Raw genomic sequence first — 20720 nt, forward strand, 5'->3', positions numbered from 1 at the left:
GAATCGCGCTGTTGATTCAGGTGCGTTTGTGAGCCGTTCATCAAAACCGTGAAAGAGATTACTTATGACTGTGCATAATATAAATATTGCGCCCTTTGGCTCGCCAACTAATGATGTCCCTCAGTCCAACCGTAGTGCGAGCAGTGCCCCGTCCACGACGCGTGAGAACACTTCGGCGGGTAGCACTGAGGCTTCCCGAGCGGCGGCGGATGTACGTCTCAAGCAAGATACTTTGAAGCAGCATTCAGCCGGATCGCGCCTGCGGGTTCCACCGGAGTCGACCTTGGGCGGGTGGCTTGAAGCGCTGAGGTTTGCGACCAACTCTTCTGCGTTCACGCAACTGGAGAACCTGTTCGGTGGGCGGGGTGCGTTTACTCACATTGAGCACAATAAAGGTGAGATCTGGTTTGACGGCGGGCACAAAAAAATAAATAGAGACTCGCCTGAACTTAACGCTATTGCGGGCGGTACAGCGTTGTTTGACAACTTGATGATCATCGCTAAAAAGTTGGCGCCTCATAGCACCTTCAGGCGTGACGATGTTTTTAAAATCGAAGAGTTAGGGCAAAGCATATACACGGTCGATTTGAACCTTGCTCGTCAATTTATTGATCGCCCAAAGCCGAACTCAATGGCTGATGATCACGTGCCTGCGACTATTTTAAACAAGACTGGCGAAGCCGATACCCAGCATAACCTGCTCGCCGCTTTGAAAAAACAGATTGAGGCGCCCGGCGCGACGCCGGACCTGGAATCCATCGTCGTAGAGATCGCACCGCACTCCGCCTTTTGGCGTGAAGAACAGCCGCAGCCGATCACGATGAACCTCAAGCAATTGATGGCCGCCTACGGTTTGCAAGTTCCAACCACACTGGAGGCACTTGCCAACTTGGAGTGCGTATTGTTCGCACCGCCGTTAAGTGCGCCACGTGAAGGTAATTATGGTGGGTTGCTGACTAAAAGTGTGCCGCTGGGCGAGGATGCTCAGAAAAAGATAATCGAAAGCGTCAGTGCCTGGAAGGCGCTTCAAACTCAGGTTCCGCTGGACGCAGAGGGTAAGGCTCCCAGTCTTTTTGAGTACCTGAAACGTGCGGTTCCAGAGTCTTTGAGGGCCCTGGCCGACACCCATCCAGAGGCGTTTCTCAAAGCCTTGATCGACACCCCTCAAGCCCATGCATTAGGTAAGCAACTGCAGGAAGCGATTGGCGCATTGCCTACCTCTACCAGTGGCCAGGAAGCACTGCTCACGGCATTGGGGTTGGAAACCAACAAGTCAGCAGCGGGGTTGGAACGCGATAATTTGGCCGGCTATAACTTGCGCCAACCAGACAATGTGGGGCGTACGCCAGCCGAGATCGTCAAGCGTTTTGAAACCCATATGGCAGGTATCGTCGGCCCCGAGATGGCGAAAGTAGCCACCTACCAATTGCTGGCGATGTCGGCTCCGGAGTTTTTGGTCACGGATGTGCCGGAATCGGTAACGTTTGGCTCCCCGCAATGGGTCATGTTCAGCGCTGAAGTATTTCGCCGCGAGCAGAGCACCCCCGGATCGTCGGCGGGCCAGAGCTATGTTCAGATCAGGGAACAAGCGGATCTGGAGCCCGTTACCCTGGAACAGGAGTCTCAGACGAAAGCTGCTGCTCTGCAGGCCGTGGTCGACTGGGGTCTGGCCAAAGGCATCATTAAGGAAAACAGTGAAGGCTATAGCGCTGAAACCATCGCGAGTGTAACGGCTGCCCTGGAAGAGGAAACCAGCCGTATGGCGACTGCTCTGAAAGGTGTTTTAGCGCCACTGCCGACTCGCCGGGATTTGGCGCTGGCGGCATTAACGCGGGTATACGGCGAAGAAAATGCACACCTGTTTGAGAAAAAAATACTCACCCGCCCCATGGGGCTGAATCTGAAAAAAGACTCCTTGTTGAATCTTTATATGTCTGGTGAGCTCACGGCGAGCTGGAGTTCTAAGGATTCAACCTTTACGACTGCCGTTTTACACGCAGGCATTAAAAAGCTGCCTGATATCAAGAAAGAATTCGTTGAGAAATTTGATGAGTACTCCGATAGCTTCAGCAAGGCTGCAGGTGAGATGTTCGCGTATCAAGTGTCGCAGCTCCCGGATGAAGATCTGAAGAGATTTGATTTTGGCAAAATGGAAATGAGGCATTTGAGCCAGCCGGCGGGTTCTAATTTTCCTAAAGACAGTGAGAGTAATGCGTTATTTCAGATGTTCGGAAGTGGTGCGTTTCTGATCACTACGGTATTGGAGGGTAAAAAGGTTGAGTATATTTACTCACCACAGTTAGGCAGGATTATCAAGAATGGTGACCCTCTGCCGGGCGTCCCTGAGGGGTGGAGTGTAAATTCCAGTCGCACCGCACCTTTCTTCAGTGTGAGTGTTGGGGGGAAACGTTACAACTTAAAACCTATTTGGAAGTACGGCGGTGCTGAGGAACTGCCACCGCCGCATATTCTTAAGCCGAGGAATACGCCATCGCCAAGGGTCGGCATTTTGGCCGGGCAGGTAACTGAACTTTATAAAAAAGCGGTCGATGAGCTTAAAGACGCGGCTAACGGTATGAGCGACTCCGAAAAAAGAAAAGCTCGAACGAAGATGTTCAAAAACTTCATGTTGAGCCTGCTTCCCTTCCACGACCTTGTAAAAAATATAATTGAAGGTAATAAGCATGAGGCGGTTGTCAGCGGGGTTTTTGACTTTGTCGGCTTGTTTATACCGGGTGCTAAAGGCGGCTTCCAAGGTGTTAAAGTCGGCGCCAAAGGGGTAAGTTCAGCCGTTGCTTTTTTCAAAGGGGCAGTCAAGTCAGGGGTTAAGGCTGCTAACCCGATAGGGGCGTTTTATGACTCCGGGAGTGGTTTGTTCAAAGTATGCAAGACCGCTTTGAATGCGGCGCCGCCTGTTAACTTGTCCTCGTTTTCGAGCAAACTTCGCATCCCTGGGCGTAGTTGGGACATCCCACACGGAGGTTACAAACAGACCATCGCCGAAGGCACATATCAGCCGCTGGGTGAAAGCGGTCCCAAGGTTCCCGTCGTTGCCGTGAAGCAAGGTAACAACTGGTACGGCTTTGATCACCAGGCGCTGGAACACTACGGCCCTCAGTTGCCAGGCTTCACGCCCATTAAAGTGAAAGAGTTGCGTGATCTTCGTTATGACACAGGTACTGCTGTAAAGGATGGTAATGGTCATGCTGAGACGGTAGGAGAGTTTCAGGAAAACGCGTCGGGCCCGACACCGCCCCAGCAGCCTATTCAACCGAAGGCAGCCCAGTAGGCACTGGTAAGACACCCGAACTGCATGAGGGTGACGTTCAATAAGGTGCGTATTTTGATCGTCACCGCAGGGAGGCGAGTTCAAACAGGCTGTTGAAGCGCGCTGACACACGTTGATGCGCCCATCGCCTCTGCGGACGTTTCACTGTGGTTCGAGGTCGAGTGAAAAGCGCTGTTGCGCGCCCTTGAGCAGCAGCGCTGGCCTATGAACCATACCGCCCAAACACTTGGCATCCGCTGCCGGAAGTTAAGAAAGTATGAAGGGAGTCACTGGTAATGTTACGCATTGAGTAGCGATAGCAGATTTTTCTTACTGGGAAAGTTAAGCGCTAGTGAGGGTGTTACATAGCGCGTGATGAAGGAATATTTTACAGCGTGCAAAGTTTCGTTTGGACATGACTTGCTGGGGAACCGATTGAGGGGGCAGGATCACACATAGGGTAGAGAGCAAGGAGGGCATCTCATTATTCAATGATATGTTTGATATAGGTTTTCTAACGATGCTAAATATTCCTTCGGTAAATGTTTTTGTTCCTTCTTTGGATCCTGTTTCTGACAGTGCCCCTGATGCGTTGGACCATAGTAGGGCGCCTAGGGGAACGACACGTCGTGGTTCTAGAGGAAATAACCATACAGTTGATACAGGATCCACGACAGGATCCAGTACAGGGTCCAGTACAGGAACTCCCCATAAAACCAATAAAGACACTCATGACGCGCCCCGTGCTACCCATGATGCCAGTAATAAAATTATCAGGCCCGAGAAAAAGCCCGGTCAGAAGACGGACGCCGAAGGCTGGCCGTTGAATAGTTCAAATCAACGGGTAGATGTTAATGGTCATGCGATAGACAAGCAGGGTTATAAGATCAATAAATATAACCAGCGTATTGATACTCAAGGGGTCGCTAAAGATCATAAAAACCGCCCAATTGACCCACAAGGTCGCCTGATCAATCGGGAAGGGCGGCTCATTAATGAGAAAAAAGAATTTATCGATAAGGACGGCAACCGAGTTAACAAAGAGGGCTATCGGGTTGATGCTTACGACAGGCCTCTGAACAAAGACGGAAAGGTGGCAAGGTCTATGGCAACTGCGGTGAAGGGTAATAATGAACCTCATAAGCAGACCGATGACGTTCCGAAACCGCTCAGAGGTCCTGGCAGCATTCATTCTCAACAGGCTGCGAAGCCTCCTGCGCCGCAACTCACCACTGATGACGCAGCCAAAAACGCGAGCTGGACCAGTAAGTTGCTCCAGTCGGGGGCAATCCCCTCGCGTCCAGAATTGGCTAGAACAGCAATTAACGGTGCCGTCTCAGAGTCAGCAGGTACGTTGGCAGCGATACCCATCAAAATAGGGGAAACTGTCCTTACAACCATGACGGCAGAAGAAATCAAGAAAAAATATCTGCCTGCACCGCCTACGCCCCCGGCTACCGCGCCTACGCCAGGTACGAATCAGTCCCCTGAAGCGGATAAGGCCAACACTGAGGCAGAAAATAAACTGCCGGCGGCGCTTCGCGTGCGCATGGAAAATGCCCAGGTCAATATATTCGAGACCATGAACGCGGTGGTGAAACTAACTTATGGCAACGGTGATAAGGAGCTGGGGCCGGGTGAAGAATGGCCGGTAGACCCGATAGCGATCATGGATAAGCTGGAAGAGCGGATGGATGCACTTGAGGGGGATATGAAAGACTTGGCAGAGAAATATAATGTAGCTTGCTATACTGATAAGTTGCCGCCAGAAGAGGCGCCCCCTGGCCTCGAAGGGCTCGAAACACGGACCAAGACACTAGAAGCTCGGCTTGATGTAGTGATGACGTCGCGAAAGGATATAGAAGAAAAAGTTGCACGTAGGTTGAACATCACCCCTTGAAGTGGCGCATATAAATCAAGGTGTCGGTAGCCTTGGTTCTTGGTGCACCAAACGAGTCTTACGCGTTCACTCAGTCTGGAGCTCTTGTGTTAACAAGGGCGCCAGACTTTTTTATGGCTTTATTAATTCAAGCGTCCACGTGAGCGCTGTTAATTTTCCCTGCACGTAACAACGCTTAATCCGATCATCGTGAGGTGAGGTATGACGGTTCCCGCTGTTAACTCGGAGCGTATTGGCGTTACTGGCACGGATGCTCGCCCATCAAGTATTAATACAGAGGCTGCATCGCCCAAGACGAGCAAACGTCGTCTCGTGCCAGATAACGAGTCTACTAGCGTGGCGGGTGACAACAACGCGCGTATGGAGATTTTACGCAAGACCGGCGAAGCCCGGATGCTGAATAACATGCTCGACGTTTTGAATACGCAGAGTGCGGCACCCGACGCCCAGGTGGATTTGGAATCCATTAGGGTACAGATCGCGCCGCATTCCTTGCTCTGGGACGAACAGCAACCGCAACCGATCACGATGAACCTCAAGCAGGTGCTCAAGGCCTATGGCTTGCAAGTGCCCACCACACCGGACGCCGTCGCCAACCTGGCGCGCGTGCTGGCCGCACCGCCATTAACTGCACCCAGTGTGGCTGATTACGGCGGGCTGTTAAGCAAAGACGTGCCGTTGAGCGAAGACAGCCAGAAAAAAATACTCGACACCGCCGGCGCCTGGAAAGCGCTTCAAACACAGGTGCCACTGACTTCTTCCGGCCAGGTCCAGACTCTTTTGGACTACCTGAAGCGTTCGCTGACACCGGCACAGCTTGCGCTGGCCAACTCAAATCCCGGTGCGTTTCTCAACGCATTGATCAATACCCCTAACGCCCAGGCATTGGGTAAACAATTGCAAGAGGCAATTGACGCAGTGCCCACTCAAACCAGCGGCCAGGAGGCACTGCTTACCGCGTTAGGGTTGGAGGCCGACCCTGAGGGAGGGCGGCAGCGCAATAATTTGGCTGGGTATGATTTGCGCCAGCAAGACAACTGGAAGCGGACGCCAGAGGATATCGTCTGGCGTTTTGAGAGGCACTTGGAAGGCCGAGTTGGTAAAGAGATGGCGAAAGTGGTGGCTTATCAGCTGTTGGCCATGTCTGCCCCGGAGTTTTTGGTCAAGGATTTTCCTCCCACGCTGGTTTACGGTTCACCGCAATGGGCATCGTTCAGCGCGGCGGTGTCGCGCCGCGAGCAGGACACGCCCGGCTCTACGGCTGGGCAAAGCTATGCTCAGATCATGCAATACGATGCGCTGGAACCCGTGACAGAGGCGGGCCAGTACCAGTCTGAGCTTGCGGGCCTGCAGTCGGTGATCGACTGGGGTATAGCCAATAAGGTTATTGATGAAAATAGTGAGGGGGACTACAGCGCACAGACCATTGAACGTGCAGCCGCTGCAATGGAGAAGCAAGTCGGTGAGGTAGTCGAAGCCGTCAAGACAATGACAGGCCCAATGCCGACTCGCCGTGAGCTGGCACTGGTTGAGTTGACACGGGTATACGGCAAGGAAAAAGCGCACCTCTTTGAGCTGGAAATGTTCAAAAGCGCCAGCCAGACGAAGCACAGCACGAATAGATATTCTCTGCTGGATCTTTATATGTCAGGTGAATTGAAGTCGCGCTTCCGTGTTCCTGATGGCAATGATTTTTCTGTGGGTGAATTTGCGGCTGATATTCTCCATCTGCCGGATATCGAGGAAAAATTCGACGAAGCGTTCCACCACTACACAGCCGGCATAGGCAACGCAGTGGGCGTGAACTTCAAGTATCAATTGTCGCAACTGCCGGATGAAGATCAGCAGATGCTGGAACGCGGGAAACTTACAGTCTTACACCTGAAGCCTCTGACGGGGTTCGACGAATCGAAGGCGATCGATACGCCAATGTTGCGTTGTATAAAAGAGGGCGGCGTTGTCATTGGCGCGGAGCTTGAGGGCAAGAAGGTTCGTTATTGGTATTCGCCAACCCAAGGGAAAATCTTCAAGCAGGTTGAGCCCTTTAATGATTACGGTATGCCCGTGCCTGCCGAGCTGTTCGGCAGTCCAAGGGGCAGGAATGACTCGCCTGCCTTTAGCCGAAAAGTAGGCGCCTACGATTTAAAGATGCTCGAATTGGACAAAAAGCATTTGGACTCGGTGGCGACAGCAGCGCCTTCAGCAAGGCACGCTGCGCTGGGCGATGCGGTGGGCTCTTTTTATACGCGAGAGTTCAATACGGCAAAAGCATCGGCCAAAGGGGAAACCAAACAGGAAAGGGAAAAGGCTCAAAGAAAGGCCTTCCACAGGTTCATGCTGGGCTTTGTTCCCTTCTACGACTTCGTTAAATGCATCGTTGAAGGCAAGACGGGCGAAGCGATTATTTATGGATTGCTCGATCTTATTGGGTTGGTCATACCCGCCCTTAAAGGCGGAATCAGTGCCGCGAGTTCGGGCGTCAAGGGGCTCAGCACAGGGTTCAGATTTCTAAAGGGTTTCGCCAAGGCTGGCGTGTTGGCTGCTAACCCGCTCGGGTGCATTTTTGATGCGGGGAAGGGGGTATACACGCTGGGCAAATCCGGGATCAGAAGGTTGGGGGGTACAGACTTTTCCGCGTTTAATAAATTGCGGCATATACGCGGTCGCAGTGGCAGTTGGAACATACCCAAGCCTGGGAAGAAAGGTGCCATTGCCGAGGGGGTTTACCGGCCTCTGGGCGGGAATACGGCACCTGTAAATGTCGTTGCGGTTGAATGTAATGGCAAGTGGTACGCCTGTGATCCCAAGACCCAAGGGCCTTACGGCGCTCCGTTGAAAGGTTTCACGCCCGGTGTCGGGTTTGCCAGGCAAGCAGCGCAAGCGACCGTTAGCGCAATTATCGATGCCGGGGTGAACTTTGGTATTGACCAAGCGTTAAAGGCCGTCCGACAGCCGCAGTTGATGCTGCACCCACTTCAACGCCAAACCCAGGCGCAAACCGAGTCCGCGCTACAGAACACCGCCGACAGCGTTGACCGGCTTGCCGATCAAACACGGCTCGCCCGCGTGCAGACACTTTGGCGCGAGCTCAAGCAGGCCAATAAGGACCTGACGGCGCTGGCAGGTGGCGAGGTACAAGACGTTGATCACGCGTCAGAAGGCAGGCTGGCCGACATTATTAGCCACCTTGATCAAATCGAAGCCGAACTTGATGTGCTCGAGGACCGCGTCCAGGAACAAGCGCGTGTGTTCAATGTGTTATTTGATCGCCACATACCGGCCCCTCTTGACCCTGCGGACAGCTATACGGCCCGCGAGCGATTCAATGCCATAGAGAAACGGTTGGCGGTGGTGAACGCGGCGCTACGGAAGATGAAGGCGCAGCGCGACACGGCTGCCTGAGTGGCGGGGCCTGGCGCGTAGCCACGTAAGCTACCGCAGGCCTGAGAAATACACGGCTAAGCGAAGCACACACACTTGAATCGCTCAGCCGCCCAGCCGCATAAAAGGTGCGATTTCCCCCTCCCTGCGCTAACCTGCCCCGATGTTCAAGAGGTCAACCATGCACATTCATATTCTCGGTATTTGCGGCACCTTCATGGGCTCGATGGCGGTTCTGGCCAAAGAGCTGGGCCATCATGTCACCGGCTCCGACGCTAACGTTTACCCGCCCATGAGCACGCAATTACAAGCCCAGGGTATCGAGTTGACCCAGGGCTACGACCCGTCGCAATTCGACCCTGTCCCGGATCTGGTGGTGATTGGCAATGCCATGGTGCGTGGCAACCCGGCGGTTGAATACGTGCTCAATAAGGGGTTGCCGTATGTTTCTGGCCCACAGTGGCTGGCAGACCATGTGCTGCAGGGCCGTTGGGTATTAGCCGTCGCCGGCACCCACGGCAAGACCACCACCAGCAGCATGCTGGCCTGGGTGTTGGAACATGCGGGCATGAGCCCCGGCTTTTTGATCGGCGGTGTACCGCAAAACTTCTCGGTGTCGGCGCGCCTGGGCGAAACGCCGTTCTTCGTGATCGAAGCGGATGAATACGACAGTGCGTTCTTCGACAAGCGCTCCAAGTTCGTCCACTACCGTCCGCGTACGGCAATCCTGAACAACCTCGAATTCGATCACGCCGACATCTTCCCCGATCTGCCGGCCATCGAGCGCCAGTTCCACCATCTGGTGCGCACTATCCCCAGTGAAGGCCTGGTCATCCATCCGACCACCGAGCCCGCTTTGCAGCGCGTGATCGACATGGGCTGCTGGACCCCGGTGCAAACCACCGGCGCAGGCGGGCAGTGGCAGGTCAGGTTGCTCAGTGAAGACGGCTCAAAATTTGAAGTGCTGTTCGAAGGTGAAGCCCAAGGCATCGTTGAGTGGGACATGACCGGCCAGCACAACGTCGCCAACGCGCTGGTGACGCTGGCGGCTGCGCGGCATGTGGGCGTGGTGCCGTCCATGGGCATCGCCGCATTGAGTGCGTTCAAAAGCGTGAAGCGCCGCATGGAAAAAGTCGCCGACGTGAATGGGATTACCATCTACGACGACTTCGCCCACCACCCGACCGCCATCGCGACCACGCTGGACGGCCTGCGCAAGCGTGTCGGTGACGCCAACATCATTGCGATAGTCGAGCCGCGCTCCAACTCCATGAAGCTCGGCGCACACCGCGACGGTTTGCCGGAAAGCGTCAACGACGCCGATCAAGTGGTCTGGTACGCGCCGGCCAACCTCGGCTGGGACCTGCCGGCCATTGCCGCGCTGTGTACCGTCCCTTCCATCGTCTGCGATTCCATCGAGGGCATCATTGAGCACGTCAAGCATCAGGCCAAGCCCGGCACCCATGTGGTGGTGATGAGCAACGGCGGCTTTGGCGGCCTGCATGGCAAGCTGGCCGAGGCGTTGAAATGAGTGGGCCGGAACGCGTCACCCTGGCGATGACCGGCGCTTCCGGCGCGCCGTATGGCCTGCGCTTGCTCGATTGCCTGGTGCGTGAAGACCGTGAGGTGCACTTTTTGATCTCCAAGGCCGCGCAACTGGTGCTGGCCACCGAGACCGATGTGGCGTTGCCGCCCAAAGTGCAGATGATGCAGGCCTTCCTCACCGAATACACGGGGGCGGCGGCGGGGCAGATCAAGGTTTACGGCAAAGAGGACTGGATGTCGCCCGTGGCTTCCGGCTCCGGCGCGCCGGCGGCGATGGTGGTGGTGCCGTGTTCCACCGGCACCTTGTCGGCGATTGCGACAGGCGCGTGCAACAACCTGATCGAACGCGCGGCGGACGTGACCTTGAAGGAGCGGCGCCAGTTGATTCTGGTGCCACGCGAAGCGCCGTATTCGAGTATTCACCTGGAGCACATGCTCAAGTTGTCGAACATGGGCGTGACCATCTTGCCGGCGTCACCCGGTTTTTATCACCAGCCGCAGACCATCGATGACCTGGTGGATTTTGTGGTGGCGCGGATTCTCAACCTGCTGAGCATTCCTCAGGACATGCTGCCGCGTTGGGGCGAGCACCATTTGAGCAGCGATGAATAAGGCCTTGCTGGTGCTGTTGGCGCTGCAACTGACCGGCTGCGCCACCGCGCGCACCCTGGATGCCGCGCAACCTGGCGCGCCGGTGGTGTATGCCGGCACGCGCCTGGATTTGTATGCGATTAACGGCGGCTGTTGCGCCAGGGATCGGTTTGGCGCTGAGGCGCCGAGTTATCCGCATGTCGACCTGCCGGCCAGTGCGTTGCTCGACACGCTGCTGTTGCCGTTGTCGGTGTTGACGGTGTTGGGGGTGGGGTTTAACGCAACAGGCGGGCTTTAACCCCAGATCACTCCCACGCTCTGCGTGGGAGTGAATCCTGTGACGCTCTGCGTCACGACCTTCAAGAGCGGACGCGGAGCGTCCCAGGCGGCATTACCACGCAGAGCGTGGGAACGATCATTTGCCGAGCTTACGCAACTCATCCGACTCCACCACCCGCACCCCATCCTGCTCTTCCAGCGCCAGACGCCACATGGCGCGGGCCAGCTCGCATACTTCAATGCCGCGGTACTTGCCCGGAATCAACCGCGACAACGGCCCGGCCAACTGCTCGGCCAGGCGTGGCTCCAAGCGTTCCCCCAGCAGCAGCGAAGGCCGCACGATGGTCAGTTGCGGCCAGTCCTGGGCTTTGAGCGCCAGTTCCATTTCGCCTTTGACCCGGTTGTAGAAGATCGAGGATTTGGGGTCGGCGCCAATCGCACTGATCACGATCAGGTGCCGCGCGCCCATTTCCCGTGCACGCTTGGCGAAGGCCACGACCATGTCCAGGTCGACCGCGCGGAAGGCCGCTTCGGAGCCGGCCTGCTTGATGGTGGTGCCCAGGCAGCAGAAGGCGATATCGACCTGGCCGCTCAAGTGCGGCAACAGCGCCGGCGGGTCGCCCACCGGGTTTTCCAGGTGCGGGTGTTCGGCCAGCGGCTTGCGGCTCGGCGCCAGTACGCGGGTCACGGTGGGTTCGTTGAGCAGGCGGTCGAGCAGGTGTTCGCCGGTCAGGCCCGAGGCGCCGGCGAGCAGGATATGTTGAGGTGTCAGGTACATGGTGTTTCCCCCTTGTTACACGTTACAGCTTAGTTGCCTTTGGCTTCCTTGCTATTCATTGAGACGCTTTCGAGCGCCTTTCGTGCCTGCTGCTTGCGTAATAATTGCCAATGGGCGATCACACCTTTGGGGGCCCAGATCTGCGGTTCGGAGGCCTCGAAATTGTCCGCCTGTTCGCGCTCGGCCACATGGAGTTGTGCCAGTTTGAAGGCCTGCAGTAAATCGTCGGTCTGGTTGAAGGCCTGTGCGAAAAGCGCATCGCCGAAGTAGGTGAAGTCCGCTTCCTCGGAACAGCCGAAAGACACGCGATCAGCGCGCGAGGCGGTCATGATCAGGGTGCGCTCATCTTTCAGCGCCGGGATAAACCCGCCGGAATAACAGGCGGAAATCACGATGATCTTGTCGCGGTTTTTCAGCGGCGCGAGCACGGCGGCCAGTTCGTCGGCGGGCAGGTCGGCCAGCTCCATGCGCGGTTGGTCGAGCACCAGTTCATGTTCGTGGGTGCCATGGCTGGTCATGTAGATAAACACCAGATCTTCCGGGCCGGTGCGCTCAGCCAGGGTTTGCACCGCGCGGCGCAGGCTTTCACGGGTGGCCAGCGGGCGGTCGGCGATATGGTCGCGGTGGTTGACCAGGCGGATCTGCCCGCGCGCGCCGAAACGGGTGGCAAGCATGTTGCTCACATAATCGGCTTCGCGCAGGAACACGCTTTGCTTGCCATCACCCGCCACGGCCAGGCTGTACAGCTCCACGGCGGGCGTCGAGGGTGGCACGGCGGCGAGCGCGGCATCGAGCAAGCGGCCCTGGGCCAGTACGCCGATTTCCAATGGGTCGGGCAACAACTTGCCGTCGGCATCGCGCACGCGCATACCGTTGACCCAGGTGCCGGCCTGTACTGTGCCGTCGGTGAGCACCAGCGTGCCTTTGCCTTGGTAGCTGTCGCTGTCGAAACCGCCGATATAGAAGCTGCCATCGGTGAGGTTCAGGCGGCCCTCGCCGGTAAAGCGCCAATCGCTGAAGTAGCCGACATAGTGGCTGCCATCGACGCCGATCAGCTCGCCCTTGCCGCTGAGCGCGCCTTCCTTGAACTGGCCGATCCACACGTCGCCGTCGGCGTTTTCATAGCGGCCCTTGCCGTTGAGCTGGTTCTGTTTGAACTGGCCGACATAGATGTCGCCGTCGGCGCTGTTGAACGTGCCATTACCTTCGAGCTGGCCATCGACAAAGTGGCCGCTGAACTGGTTGCCACTGTCGTCATTGCGTTGGCCTTCGCCATTCGGCTTGCCGTGGGCAAACTGGCCCTGGTACTGGCTGCCGTCGGCCAGCTCCAGGCGGCCGAGGCCGGAATACTGGTCGTCCTTGAATTCGCCGCGATAGGTCATCTGCCCCTCTTTGAGGGTGCCTTCGCCATTGCGTCGACCGTTCTTGAAACCGCCGACGTAGCTGCTGCCCGCCGTGGTCAGGCTGCCCTGGCCGTCGAACAGGCCTTGCTTGAACTGGCCTTTATAGACCTCGCCGTTGCTGCCATGCCATTCGCCCTGGCCGTGCCACTGGCCTTTGTCGAACTGGCCGGCGTACCAACTGCCGTTGGGGTAGTCCACCCGGCCCTGGCCTTGCAGCAAGCCATTGACCACATCACCCCGGTAGCGGCCGCCGTCGGGCAGGCGCGCATCGGGCGGCAACAGCGATTCGCCGTCTCCGCAAGCGGTGAGCAACAGGGCAAGGGCAAGGGGAGCGAGTGGGCGCATAGCGGGATCCGGATAATTGAGCGCCGAGTATGCCGCAGCCGCAGGATTCATACATAAATTTACATACACTGTGGCAAGGTTTATCACCTCACCACAGGTGAGCGCTTACACGAAGCAGAGTGACAACGACTCGGCGATGTAAGCGGGTTTTTCCTGGCCTTCGATTTCCAGGGTGGCGGTGGCCTTAAATAGCCATTGGCCAGGTTTTTTCTCGGTGACGTCGGTCAGCGTCACGTTCAGGCGTACCTTGGAGTCGACCTTCACCGGCTGGATAAAACGCACGCTGTCCAGGCCGTAGTTGACGGCCATCTTCAGCCCCTCGGGCATGATCAGGATGTCTTCCATCAGCTTGGGCATCAGCGACAGCGACAGGAAACCGTGGGCGATGGTGCTGCCGAACGGCGTCTGGGCGGCCTTGACCGGGTCGACGTGGATGAACTGATGATCGCCAGTGGCTTCTGCGAACAGGTTGATACGCGCCTGGTCGATGGTGAGCCATTCGGAACGTCCCAGTTCCTTGCCGACATAATCTTTGAGCTGCGCTACAGGTACATAGGGCATTACGACTCTCCTTGGTTCATCGGTTTTTATAGGTATGCGAAATCCATGTTAGATCATCATGGGTAACCCGGTCGGTCAACCCACCATGCTTTTGGCGAATGCCGGAGCATAGAGCCGGCGTGCTTATAATGCGGGCGAGTCTTTTAGGGGGGAGAACGGATGCTGTTACGTGGCCTGACATGGCTGGTGCTGTTTCAGTTGATCGGCACCGCGATCAACCATTTGCTGTTGCCGGTGCTGCCGGGGCCGATCATTGGCTTGCTGCTGATGCTCGGCTTTCTGATCTGGCGTGGCGAAGTCGGCGAACCCCTGAGCCTGGCCGCCAGCAGCCTGTTGTGCTATTTGCCGCTGCTGCTGGTGCCGCCCGCCGTCGGCGTGATGGTGTACGCCAAGGACATCGCCGCTGACTTCTGGGCCATTGTCGGCGCGCTGGTGTTGTCGCTGGTGATTGCCATGGGCTTTGTCGGCGTGCTGATGCAGCAGATGGTCAAGCGCAAGGAGAAGGATCAATGATCTTCGACTGGCAGGGCGCCTGGACGGCTGTCATTCATCATCCACTGTTTGGTATCGGTATCACCCTGGGTGCTTATCAACTGGTGCTGGCGGCGTTCGAGAAAACCCGCTGGATCTTCCTGCAGCCGGTGCTGGTGTCCATGCTGCTGGTGATCGGTGTGTTGCTCAGTTGCGGCCTGACCTACGTCGAGTACCGCAAGAGCACCGAGATCATGAGTATTCTGCTCGGCCCAGCGACCGTGGCGCTGGCGGTGCCGCTGTTCTTGAACTTGCGGCGGATTCGCCAATTGTTCTGGCCGATTTTTACTACGCTGGTGATAGGCGGCGTGCTCGCCACCGGCCTGTGCGTGCTGTTGGGCTGGTGGTTCGGCGCCGAACACATGATGCTGATGACCATGGCGCCCAAGTCGGTAACCTCGCCGATTGCGATGCTGGTGGCCGAGCAGATCGGCGGCGTGGCCGCATTGGCGGCGGTGTTTGTGCTGATCACCGGGGTAATCGGCGCGATGATCGGCCCGGCGTACCTGTCGCGCCTGGGTGTGCACAGCCCCGAGGCGCGCGGCATGGCCTTGGGCATGACCGCCCACGCCGTCGGCACCTCGGTGGCCCTGCAGGAAAGCGAAGAGTGCGGCGCCTTTGCGGCGCTAGCCATGAGTCTGATGGGCGTGGCCACGGCGGTGTTTCTGCCGCTGGCCGTGTCGGTGATTGTTTAAATCGGGTTTAAGGAAACCTTTATGAGTCTGGCGCTGTTCCCGCTCAATACCGTGTTGTTCCCGGGCTGCACCCTCGATTTGCAACTGTTCGAGGCGCGCTACCTGGACATGATCAGCCGCTGCATGAAAAAGGGCGAAAGCTTCGGTGTGGTGTGCACCCTCGGCGGCAGGGAAGTGGGCATGGCCACGCAAGGCTATGCGCTGATCGGCTGCGAAGCGCTGATTCGCGACTTCAAGCAGCAGGACAACGGCCTGCTGGGGATTCGTGTCGAGGGCGGGCGCCGCTTCCGTGTGCTTGATGCTGGCGTGCAGAAGGACCAGTTGCTGGTCGCCGAGGTGCAGTGGCTTGAAGAACTGCCGGACCAACCGCTGGAAGAAGAGGACGCCGACCTGCTGGCGTTGCTTCAGGCCCTGGCCGAACACCCGATGGTCGCCTCGCTCGACATGGGCACCCACGCCGATGGCCAGCAAGCCCTGGGCAATCAGCTGGCGTATCTGTTGCCGTTCACCGAGGCCGACAAGATCGACCTGCTGCAACTCGACGACCCGCAGCAACGACTGGATGCGATCCAGATGTTGCTCGACGAATTGCAGGGCGAACTCTTCACTCAATAGGCGTAGCGCAGCATCGCGTGGGAAGTGCCGGTGAGCGCGATGAAACCGAGCACGGCGAGCACGATCGGCAGCATCCACCACCAGATTTTTTGTGGCAGCGGCGGCAGCGGGCTGCGGTACTGACTGACGGCCAGGCTGAACGCGCACATCGTCATTGCCAGCAGCGTGCCGGCCAGAATGTCCGTCGGCCAATGCGCGCCGAGGTAAACCCGCGACAGCGCGATAAACGCGGCAGGAATGCAGCCCAGCAGCATCCAGGTCAGGCGCAGCCGCGTGGGTTGCCCACGACCGGCCAGCACCGCCAGTGCCAGGAAAAACGCAAAGGCGCCGGAGGCGTGACCGCTGGGCATGCTGAAACTGGTCAGTGGATCGGTCAGGATTTCTGGCCGGCCACGGGCGAAAAACAGCTTGGTGGCGGTGTTGATCACCGCCGAACCGGCCAAGGTGGCGCCGACAAACACCGCGTGGCGCCATTGCCGCGCCACTAACAGCAAGCCGGTGAAAATCGCGCTGGCGATAAACATCTTCCTGAACTCACCCAGCTGGGTAATCCGCACCATCACCTCGTCCAGCCATGGGCTGCGGTGTTCCTGCACCAGTGCGCTCAAGCCCTGATCGAACTCGTTGAGATGGGGGTAGCCGATAAACAGGGCGATCAACAGCGTCAGGCTGGCGCAACCGACCCACAACGTGGCGCGACGATGGCCACGCAGGCTGCTGTTCAAGCTCAGCCCCAGCAGTACGGCGATACATCCGGCGACAATCCCGGCCTCCAGCCAGAAACCTTCCGGCAACGGCAGGCGGAACGCGGCGCCGGTCGCCCAGCCCGGCAACAGATACGCGACCGACCAACCGGCGGCGGCCACGATGCTGACGGCGGCAAAGCGTGGGAACGGCATGTCGCACATGCCGGCTACCATCGGCAGCATCGGGCGCAGTGGGCCGATGAAACGTCCTACCAGCAGGCTGGCGATGCCGTATTTATGGAAGTAGGTTTCAGCGCCGTTCATCCATTCAGGGTGGTGACGCAAGCCGGGCAGGCGCCGGATGTTCTGGTGGAAATGTCGGCCCAGATAGTAGGAAACCCCGTCGCCGAGCAAGCCGCCGAGGAAGCCCAGCAGCAGGGTTTCGCTCAACGACAGCGCGCCGCTGCCGGCCAGTGCGGCAATCGCAAACAGCAACACCGTGCCCGGCACGATCAGCCCGGCGATGGCCAGGCATTCCACGCACGCGACGATAAACACCGCCACGGCCAGCCATTCTGGGTTGAGGGTCAGCCAGCCGGTAATGCTATCGAGCCATTGGCCCATACAATCAACTCCATATTTGTAATGCGAAACCTGAGACAGTGAAGATCAATTGTGGGAGCTGGCTTGCCTGCGATGGCGGCCTCAAGGCGAACATCGAGTCGCCTGGCCCACCGCTGTCGCAGGCAAGCCAGCTCCCACATTGGAATTGCTGTGCTGCGGGTTTCAACGTTCAATCAATTCAAATCAACAAATAATCGCGCTCTTCGACCTGGCCCCGGCGCAGCGGGTTCCTGGTGCAATACGGTGCATAGCCCGCATCCACAAAGCGGTACATCAAATGTTCATCGCGCCCGCTGGGGATGCCCAGGCGGGTGGTCTGGATAATCTGCGTCGGCACTTGGCCCACGTCCTCTACGTAGAGCTGCTCCTGATCAAAACGCTTGGCATCCCACATCGGCACTTTCAGTCCCAGGGCTTTGCACAGCAGGGTTTGACCGGCGCAGAGCTTCTGCGAGGGGCGAGGGTGGCCGTTGGCGTCCGGGTTGTTCAGCAGCATCTGCGCCAGGCTCGCCGGGCCGGACATGCCGTCTACCCAGGGATAGCCCGATTTGATCAGCACGGCATTGCCCGGGCCGTGGGCGCTGAAGTTCAGCGAATCACCGCCACGGGCGTAGTACATGTAGATGTGCCCGCCATCCAGAAACAAAGCCTTACGTTTTTCTGTGTAGCCGAGTGAGGCGTGGCTGCCTTTTTCGGCCACGTAATAGGCTTCGGTTTCAATAATTCGTGCTGAAAGCCAGATATCGCCGACGCGATGGCGTATGACTTTGCCGAGTAATTCGCGCGCGAGCACTTGCGCGTCACGGTCGAAGAAGCTGTCGGGCAGGGCGCTGGCGGGGCGTTGCGGGGCAAAACTGGACATGGCGGCAAGGTTAATACGGCTAAATGTGACCGAATAATAACAACTCCCACCTTAATTACCGCTGAACCCCAAGTTTTTACAGTTCATTTCGACCATCCGCCCCTCACCGCTGTCAGTCGGGCGGCGTCGCAGCTATAATCTGCCGCTTTCCTCTTTGCCAAGACTCCCTGACCATGACTGAGTCCGTTCTTGACTACATGACCCGCCTGGGTCGCGCTGCCCGTCAGGCCTCGCGGTTGATCGCCCGTGCGAGCACTGCGCAGAAGAACCGTGCCCTGCTGGCCGCCGCCGATGCTCTGGATGCTGCGCGCTCCGAGCTGGCTGCCGCCAACGAACTGGACCTGGCCAGCGGCCGCGCCAATGGCCTGGAGCCGGCACTGCTGGACCGCCTGGCGCTGACCCCGGCACGTATCGACGACATGATCGAAGGCCTGCGTCAGGTGGCCAAGCTGCCTGACCCCATCGGTGAAATCCGCGATATGCGCTACCTGCCGTCCGGCATCCAGGTCGGCAAGATGCGCGTGCCCCTGGGCGTGATCGGCATCATTTATGAGTCGCGCCCCAACGTAACCATCGACGCCGCGAGCCTGTGCCTCAAGTCGGGTAACGCCACCATCCTGCGTGGCGGTTCCGAGGCGATCAATTCCAACCGCGCCATCGCCGCCTGCATTCAGCAAGGCCTGGCCGTGGCCGAGTTGCCGGCCGAAGTGGTGCAAGTGGTGGAAACCACCGACCGCGCCGCCGTTGGCGCGCTGATCACCATGCCGGAGTTCGTCGACGTGATCGTGCCGCGCGGTGGCAAGAGCCTGATCGAGCGCGTCAGCCGCGATGCCAAGGTGCCGGTGATCAAGCACCTGGATGGCGTGTGCCACGTGTTCATCGACGTCGCCGCCGACATCGACAAGGCGATCCGCATCGCCGACAACGCCAAGACCCACCGCTACGCCCCGTGCAACACCATGGAAACCCTGTTGGTGCACGCCGGCATTGCCGATCGCGTGCTGCCGCCGCTGGCTGCCATTTACCGTGACAAGGGTGTGGAATTGCGCGGTTGTGAGCGCACCCGTGCGCTGCTGGGCGCGGACGTGATCGAAGCCACCGAACAAGACTGGTACACCGAGTACACGGCGCCGATCCTGTCGATCCGCATCGTCGACGACCTGGACCAGGCCATCGAACACATCAACAAATACGGCTCCAAGCACACCGACGCCATTGTTTCCGAGCATTTCAGCGATGCCCGGCGTTTCCTCAACGAAGTGGATTCCGCCTCGGTGATGGTCAACGCCTCGACGCGCTTTGCCGACGGCTTCGAGTATGGCCTGGGGGCGGAAATCGGTATTTCCACCGACAAGCTCCACGCACGCGGCCCGGTTGGCCTGGAAGGCCTGACCAGCGAGAAGTACGTGGTGTTCGGCGACGGTCATGTGCGCACTTGATGGCTAAACGCATCGGGCTGCTCGGCGGCACCTTCGACCCCGTGCACATCGGCCATTTGCGCAGTGCCCTGGAAGTCGCGGATGCCCTCGCGCTGGATGAGCTGCGGGTGATGCCCAACGCGCGGCCGCCGCATCGCGATACGCCGCAGGTGTCAGCGCAGCAACGCCTGGAAATGGTGCGTCTGGCGGTGGAGGGCATAGCGCCGCTGGTGGTCGACGACCACGAGCTCAAGCGCGATAAACCGTCCTACACTGTCGATACCCTGGAAGTGATGCGCGCCGAAATGGCCGCGGATGACCAGTTGTTTCTGCTTTTGGGCTGGGACGCATTTTGCGGCCTGCCCTCTTGGCATCGCTGGGAGGAACTCCTCCAGCATTGCCACATCCTGGTTTTGCAACGCCCGGATGCCGACAGCGAACCGCCGGATGCCTTGCGCAACCTGCTGGCCGCGCGGTCGGTAAGTGACCCCTTGGCCCTGACCGGGCCGAACGGGAATATTGCATTCGTCTGGCAGACCCCGCTTGCGGTGTCCGCCACCCAGATCCGTCAACTGCTGGCCAGCGGGAAGTCGGTACGTTTCCTGGTGCCTGACGCGGTCCTGGCCTACATCGATGCGCACGGGCTTTACCGTGCGTCGAACTGAAAAGGCGCGCTTGTCGCTACGCACAGTCGTGCAGCGAGCGCCCGAACATATGAGCAAAACGAGTTTTATATGACCAACAAAGACGTAAGCAAAGTTAAGCGCAAAGGCACGTTCAAAAGCGCCCCGCTGCCAGTTGAAGCGCACACCGGCCCTGAGCTGGCTGGCGAAGAGCTGGTAAAAGTGGCCGTTGCCGCTCTGGAAGACGTGAAGGCACAGGACATCCAGGTTCTGGACGTGCGCGACAAGCAGAGCATCACCGATTTCATGATCATCGCCACCGGTACTTCCAACCGTCAGATCGGCGCGATGCTCGACAAGGTTCGCGAAGCCGTCAAAGCCCAAGGCGTCAAGCCGCTGGGTGAAGAAGGCAAGGGCGACAGCGACTGGGTGCTGCTGGACATGGACGACGTGATCGTTCACATGATGACCTCCAATGCCCGTCAGTTCTACGACCTGGAGCGTCTGTGGAAAGGCGCCGAGCAGAGCCGTGCCGCTGATGGCAAGCACCACAGCCCGGAAGTGGGCCACGCGCACTTCGACAAGCTCAACAAAGACCAGGAATAAGGAACGGCT

17 protein-coding genes are annotated in these 20720 nt (G+C 58.3%); 12 read left to right on the forward strand and 5 right to left on the reverse strand.

Annotation, left to right across the window (positions count from 1 at the left end):
• The first annotated feature begins 64 nt into the window (after nt 1-64).
• The 6 genes from L8I05_RS22620 to L8I05_RS22645 all read left to right on the forward strand — a co-directional run bounded on the left by L8I05_RS22620 (nt 65) and on the right by L8I05_RS22645 (nt 10983).
• Nucleotides 65-3289 carry a hypothetical protein gene (locus L8I05_RS22620; RefSeq protein WP_242171602.1) on the forward strand — a complete coding sequence of 1075 codons (3225 nt, stop codon included), beginning with the start codon at nt 65-67 and terminating at the stop codon, nt 3287-3289.
• 499 nt (nt 3290-3788) lie between these two features.
• Complete coding sequence (locus L8I05_RS22625; protein WP_242171604.1) at nt 3789-5168, forward strand: hypothetical protein; 1380 nt, start codon at nt 3789-3791, stop codon at nt 5166-5168.
• A gap of 201 nt (nt 5169-5369) precedes the next feature.
• Entirely contained in the window at nt 5370-8570 is a 3201-nt protein-coding gene (locus L8I05_RS22630) for a hypothetical protein (protein WP_242171605.1), read from the forward strand.
• Between the two features lie 160 nt (nt 8571-8730).
• Nucleotides 8731-10080: a UDP-N-acetylmuramate:L-alanyl-gamma-D-glutamyl-meso-diaminopimelate ligase gene (gene mpl, locus L8I05_RS22635; protein WP_242171606.1), complete on the forward strand. Its 1350-nt coding sequence runs from the start codon at nt 8731-8733 to the stop codon at nt 10078-10080.
• A complete protein-coding gene (gene ubiX / locus L8I05_RS22640) occupies nt 10077-10706 on the forward strand; it encodes a flavin prenyltransferase UbiX (protein ID WP_242171607.1) in 630 nt (209 codons plus the stop codon). The genes mpl and ubiX overlap by 4 nt, the downstream gene beginning before the upstream one ends.
• Entirely contained in the window at nt 10699-10983 is a 285-nt protein-coding gene (locus L8I05_RS22645) for a YceK/YidQ family lipoprotein (RefSeq protein ID WP_242171608.1), read from the forward strand. Before ubiX ends, L8I05_RS22645 begins: the two co-directional genes overlap by 8 nt.
• Before the next feature lie 117 nt (nt 10984-11100).
• Here the strand turns inward: L8I05_RS22645 and L8I05_RS22650 are convergent, their stop codons facing one another.
• The 3 genes from L8I05_RS22650 to L8I05_RS22660 form a co-directional block, all read right to left on the reverse strand.
• The gene (locus L8I05_RS22650) at nt 11101-11742 is read right to left on the reverse strand and encodes an oxidoreductase (protein WP_159960170.1); all 642 of its coding nucleotides are present in this window, start codon (nt 11740-11742) and stop codon (nt 11101-11103) included.
• Nucleotides 11743-11771: 29 nt separating this feature from the next.
• Nucleotides 11772-13490, reverse strand: a complete 1719-nt coding sequence (locus tag L8I05_RS22655) for a C13 family peptidase (protein ID WP_159960168.1) — start codon at nt 13488-13490, stop codon at nt 11772-11774.
• Nucleotides 13491-13595: 105 nt separating this feature from the next.
• A complete protein-coding gene (locus L8I05_RS22660; RefSeq protein ID WP_005791783.1) occupies nt 13596-14051 on the reverse strand; it encodes a MaoC family dehydratase in 456 nt (151 codons plus the stop codon).
• Nucleotides 14052-14210: 159 nt separating this feature from the next.
• Here L8I05_RS22660 and L8I05_RS22665 point away from each other — a divergent pair, with 159 nt between their 5' ends.
• The 3 genes from L8I05_RS22665 to L8I05_RS22675 are packed head-to-tail and all read left to right on the forward strand — an operon-like array spanning nt 14211 to nt 15892.
• Entirely contained in the window at nt 14211-14564 is a 354-nt protein-coding gene (locus tag L8I05_RS22665) for a CidA/LrgA family protein (protein WP_242171609.1), read from the forward strand.
• Nucleotides 14561-15277, forward strand: coding sequence for an LrgB family protein (locus L8I05_RS22670; RefSeq protein ID WP_159960166.1), 717 nt, complete (start codon nt 14561-14563; stop codon nt 15275-15277). The genes L8I05_RS22665 and L8I05_RS22670 overlap by 4 nt, the downstream gene beginning before the upstream one ends.
• Nucleotides 15278-15298: 21 nt before the next feature.
• On the forward strand, nt 15299-15892 hold the full coding sequence (locus L8I05_RS22675; RefSeq protein WP_159960164.1) for an LON peptidase substrate-binding domain-containing protein: 594 nt from the start codon (nt 15299-15301) through the stop codon (nt 15890-15892).
• Here the strand turns inward: L8I05_RS22675 and L8I05_RS22680 are convergent.
• Together L8I05_RS22680 and L8I05_RS22685 are read right to left on the reverse strand one after the other, a co-directional pair.
• A complete protein-coding gene (locus tag L8I05_RS22680; protein WP_242171610.1) occupies nt 15886-17202 on the reverse strand; it encodes a bifunctional DedA family/phosphatase PAP2 family protein in 1317 nt (438 codons plus the stop codon). The two genes, L8I05_RS22675 and L8I05_RS22680, sit on opposite strands and share 7 nt — an antisense overlap.
• Before the next feature lie 178 nt (nt 17203-17380).
• Nucleotides 17381-18064 (reverse strand): DNA-3-methyladenine glycosylase, encoded by a 684-nt coding sequence (locus L8I05_RS22685; protein WP_242171611.1) that lies wholly within the window; start codon nt 18062-18064, stop codon nt 17381-17383.
• 173 nt (nt 18065-18237) lie between these two features.
• Between L8I05_RS22685 and L8I05_RS22690 the strand changes: the two genes are divergently transcribed.
• The 3 genes from L8I05_RS22690 (at nt 18238) to rsfS (ending at nt 20711) form a co-directional block, all read left to right on the forward strand.
• Nucleotides 18238-19503: a glutamate-5-semialdehyde dehydrogenase gene (locus L8I05_RS22690; protein ID WP_159960158.1), complete on the forward strand. Its 1266-nt coding sequence runs from the start codon at nt 18238-18240 to the stop codon at nt 19501-19503.
• The gene (gene nadD, locus L8I05_RS22695; protein ID WP_078739280.1) at nt 19503-20147 is read left to right on the forward strand and encodes a nicotinate-nucleotide adenylyltransferase; all 645 of its coding nucleotides are present in this window, start codon (nt 19503-19505) and stop codon (nt 20145-20147) included. The genes L8I05_RS22690 and nadD overlap by 1 nt, the downstream gene beginning before the upstream one ends.
• A 69-nt stretch (nt 20148-20216) precedes the next feature.
• Nucleotides 20217-20711 (forward strand): ribosome silencing factor, encoded by a 495-nt coding sequence (rsfS, locus tag L8I05_RS22700; protein ID WP_003215432.1) that lies wholly within the window; start codon nt 20217-20219, stop codon nt 20709-20711.
• The last annotated feature ends 9 nt before the right edge of the window (nt 20712-20720 follow it).

Origin of the sequence: Pseudomonas sp. MONT-RG-20F-20-E-7-02 (assembly GCF_022662395.1) — a bacterium.
Taxonomy (GTDB): Bacteria; Pseudomonadota; Gammaproteobacteria; order Pseudomonadales; family Pseudomonadaceae; genus Aquipseudomonas.

Bases quoted from the DNA above. Each gene is read 5' to 3' on its own strand.
- L8I05_RS22690 (WP_159960158.1), top strand. From the start codon at position 18,238: ATGACTGAGTCCGTTCTTGACTACATGACCCGCCTGGGTCGCGCTGCC.
- ubiX (WP_242171607.1), top strand. From the start codon at position 10,077: ATGAGTGGGCCGGAACGCGTCACCCTGGCGATGACCGGCGCTTCCGGC.
- nadD (WP_078739280.1), top strand. From the start codon at position 19,503: ATGGCTAAACGCATCGGGCTGCTCGGCGGCACCTTCGACCCCGTGCAC.
- L8I05_RS22625 (WP_242171604.1), top strand. From the start codon at position 3,789: ATGCTAAATATTCCTTCGGTAAATGTTTTTGTTCCTTCTTTGGATCCT.
- L8I05_RS22685 (WP_242171611.1), bottom strand. From the start codon at position 18,064: ATGTCCAGTTTTGCCCCGCAACGCCCCGCCAGCGCCCTGCCCGACAGC.
- L8I05_RS22660 (WP_005791783.1), bottom strand. From the start codon at position 14,051: ATGCCCTATGTACCTGTAGCGCAGCTCAAAGATTATGTCGGCAAGGAA.
- L8I05_RS22620 (WP_242171602.1), top strand. From the start codon at position 65: ATGACTGTGCATAATATAAATATTGCGCCCTTTGGCTCGCCAACTAAT.
- L8I05_RS22650 (WP_159960170.1), bottom strand. From the start codon at position 11,742: ATGTACCTGACACCTCAACATATCCTGCTCGCCGGCGCCTCGGGCCTG.
- mpl (WP_242171606.1), top strand. From the start codon at position 8,731: ATGCACATTCATATTCTCGGTATTTGCGGCACCTTCATGGGCTCGATG.
- rsfS (WP_003215432.1), top strand. From the start codon at position 20,217: ATGACCAACAAAGACGTAAGCAAAGTTAAGCGCAAAGGCACGTTCAAA.
- L8I05_RS22680 (WP_242171610.1), bottom strand. From the start codon at position 17,202: ATGGGCCAATGGCTCGATAGCATTACCGGCTGGCTGACCCTCAACCCA.
- L8I05_RS22665 (WP_242171609.1), top strand. From the start codon at position 14,211: ATGCTGTTACGTGGCCTGACATGGCTGGTGCTGTTTCAGTTGATCGGC.
- L8I05_RS22670 (WP_159960166.1), top strand. From the start codon at position 14,561: ATGATCTTCGACTGGCAGGGCGCCTGGACGGCTGTCATTCATCATCCA.
- L8I05_RS22655 (WP_159960168.1), bottom strand. From the start codon at position 13,490: ATGCGCCCACTCGCTCCCCTTGCCCTTGCCCTGTTGCTCACCGCTTGC.
- L8I05_RS22675 (WP_159960164.1), top strand. From the start codon at position 15,299: ATGAGTCTGGCGCTGTTCCCGCTCAATACCGTGTTGTTCCCGGGCTGC.
- L8I05_RS22645 (WP_242171608.1), top strand. From the start codon at position 10,699: ATGAATAAGGCCTTGCTGGTGCTGTTGGCGCTGCAACTGACCGGCTGC.
- L8I05_RS22630 (WP_242171605.1), top strand. From the start codon at position 5,370: ATGACGGTTCCCGCTGTTAACTCGGAGCGTATTGGCGTTACTGGCACG.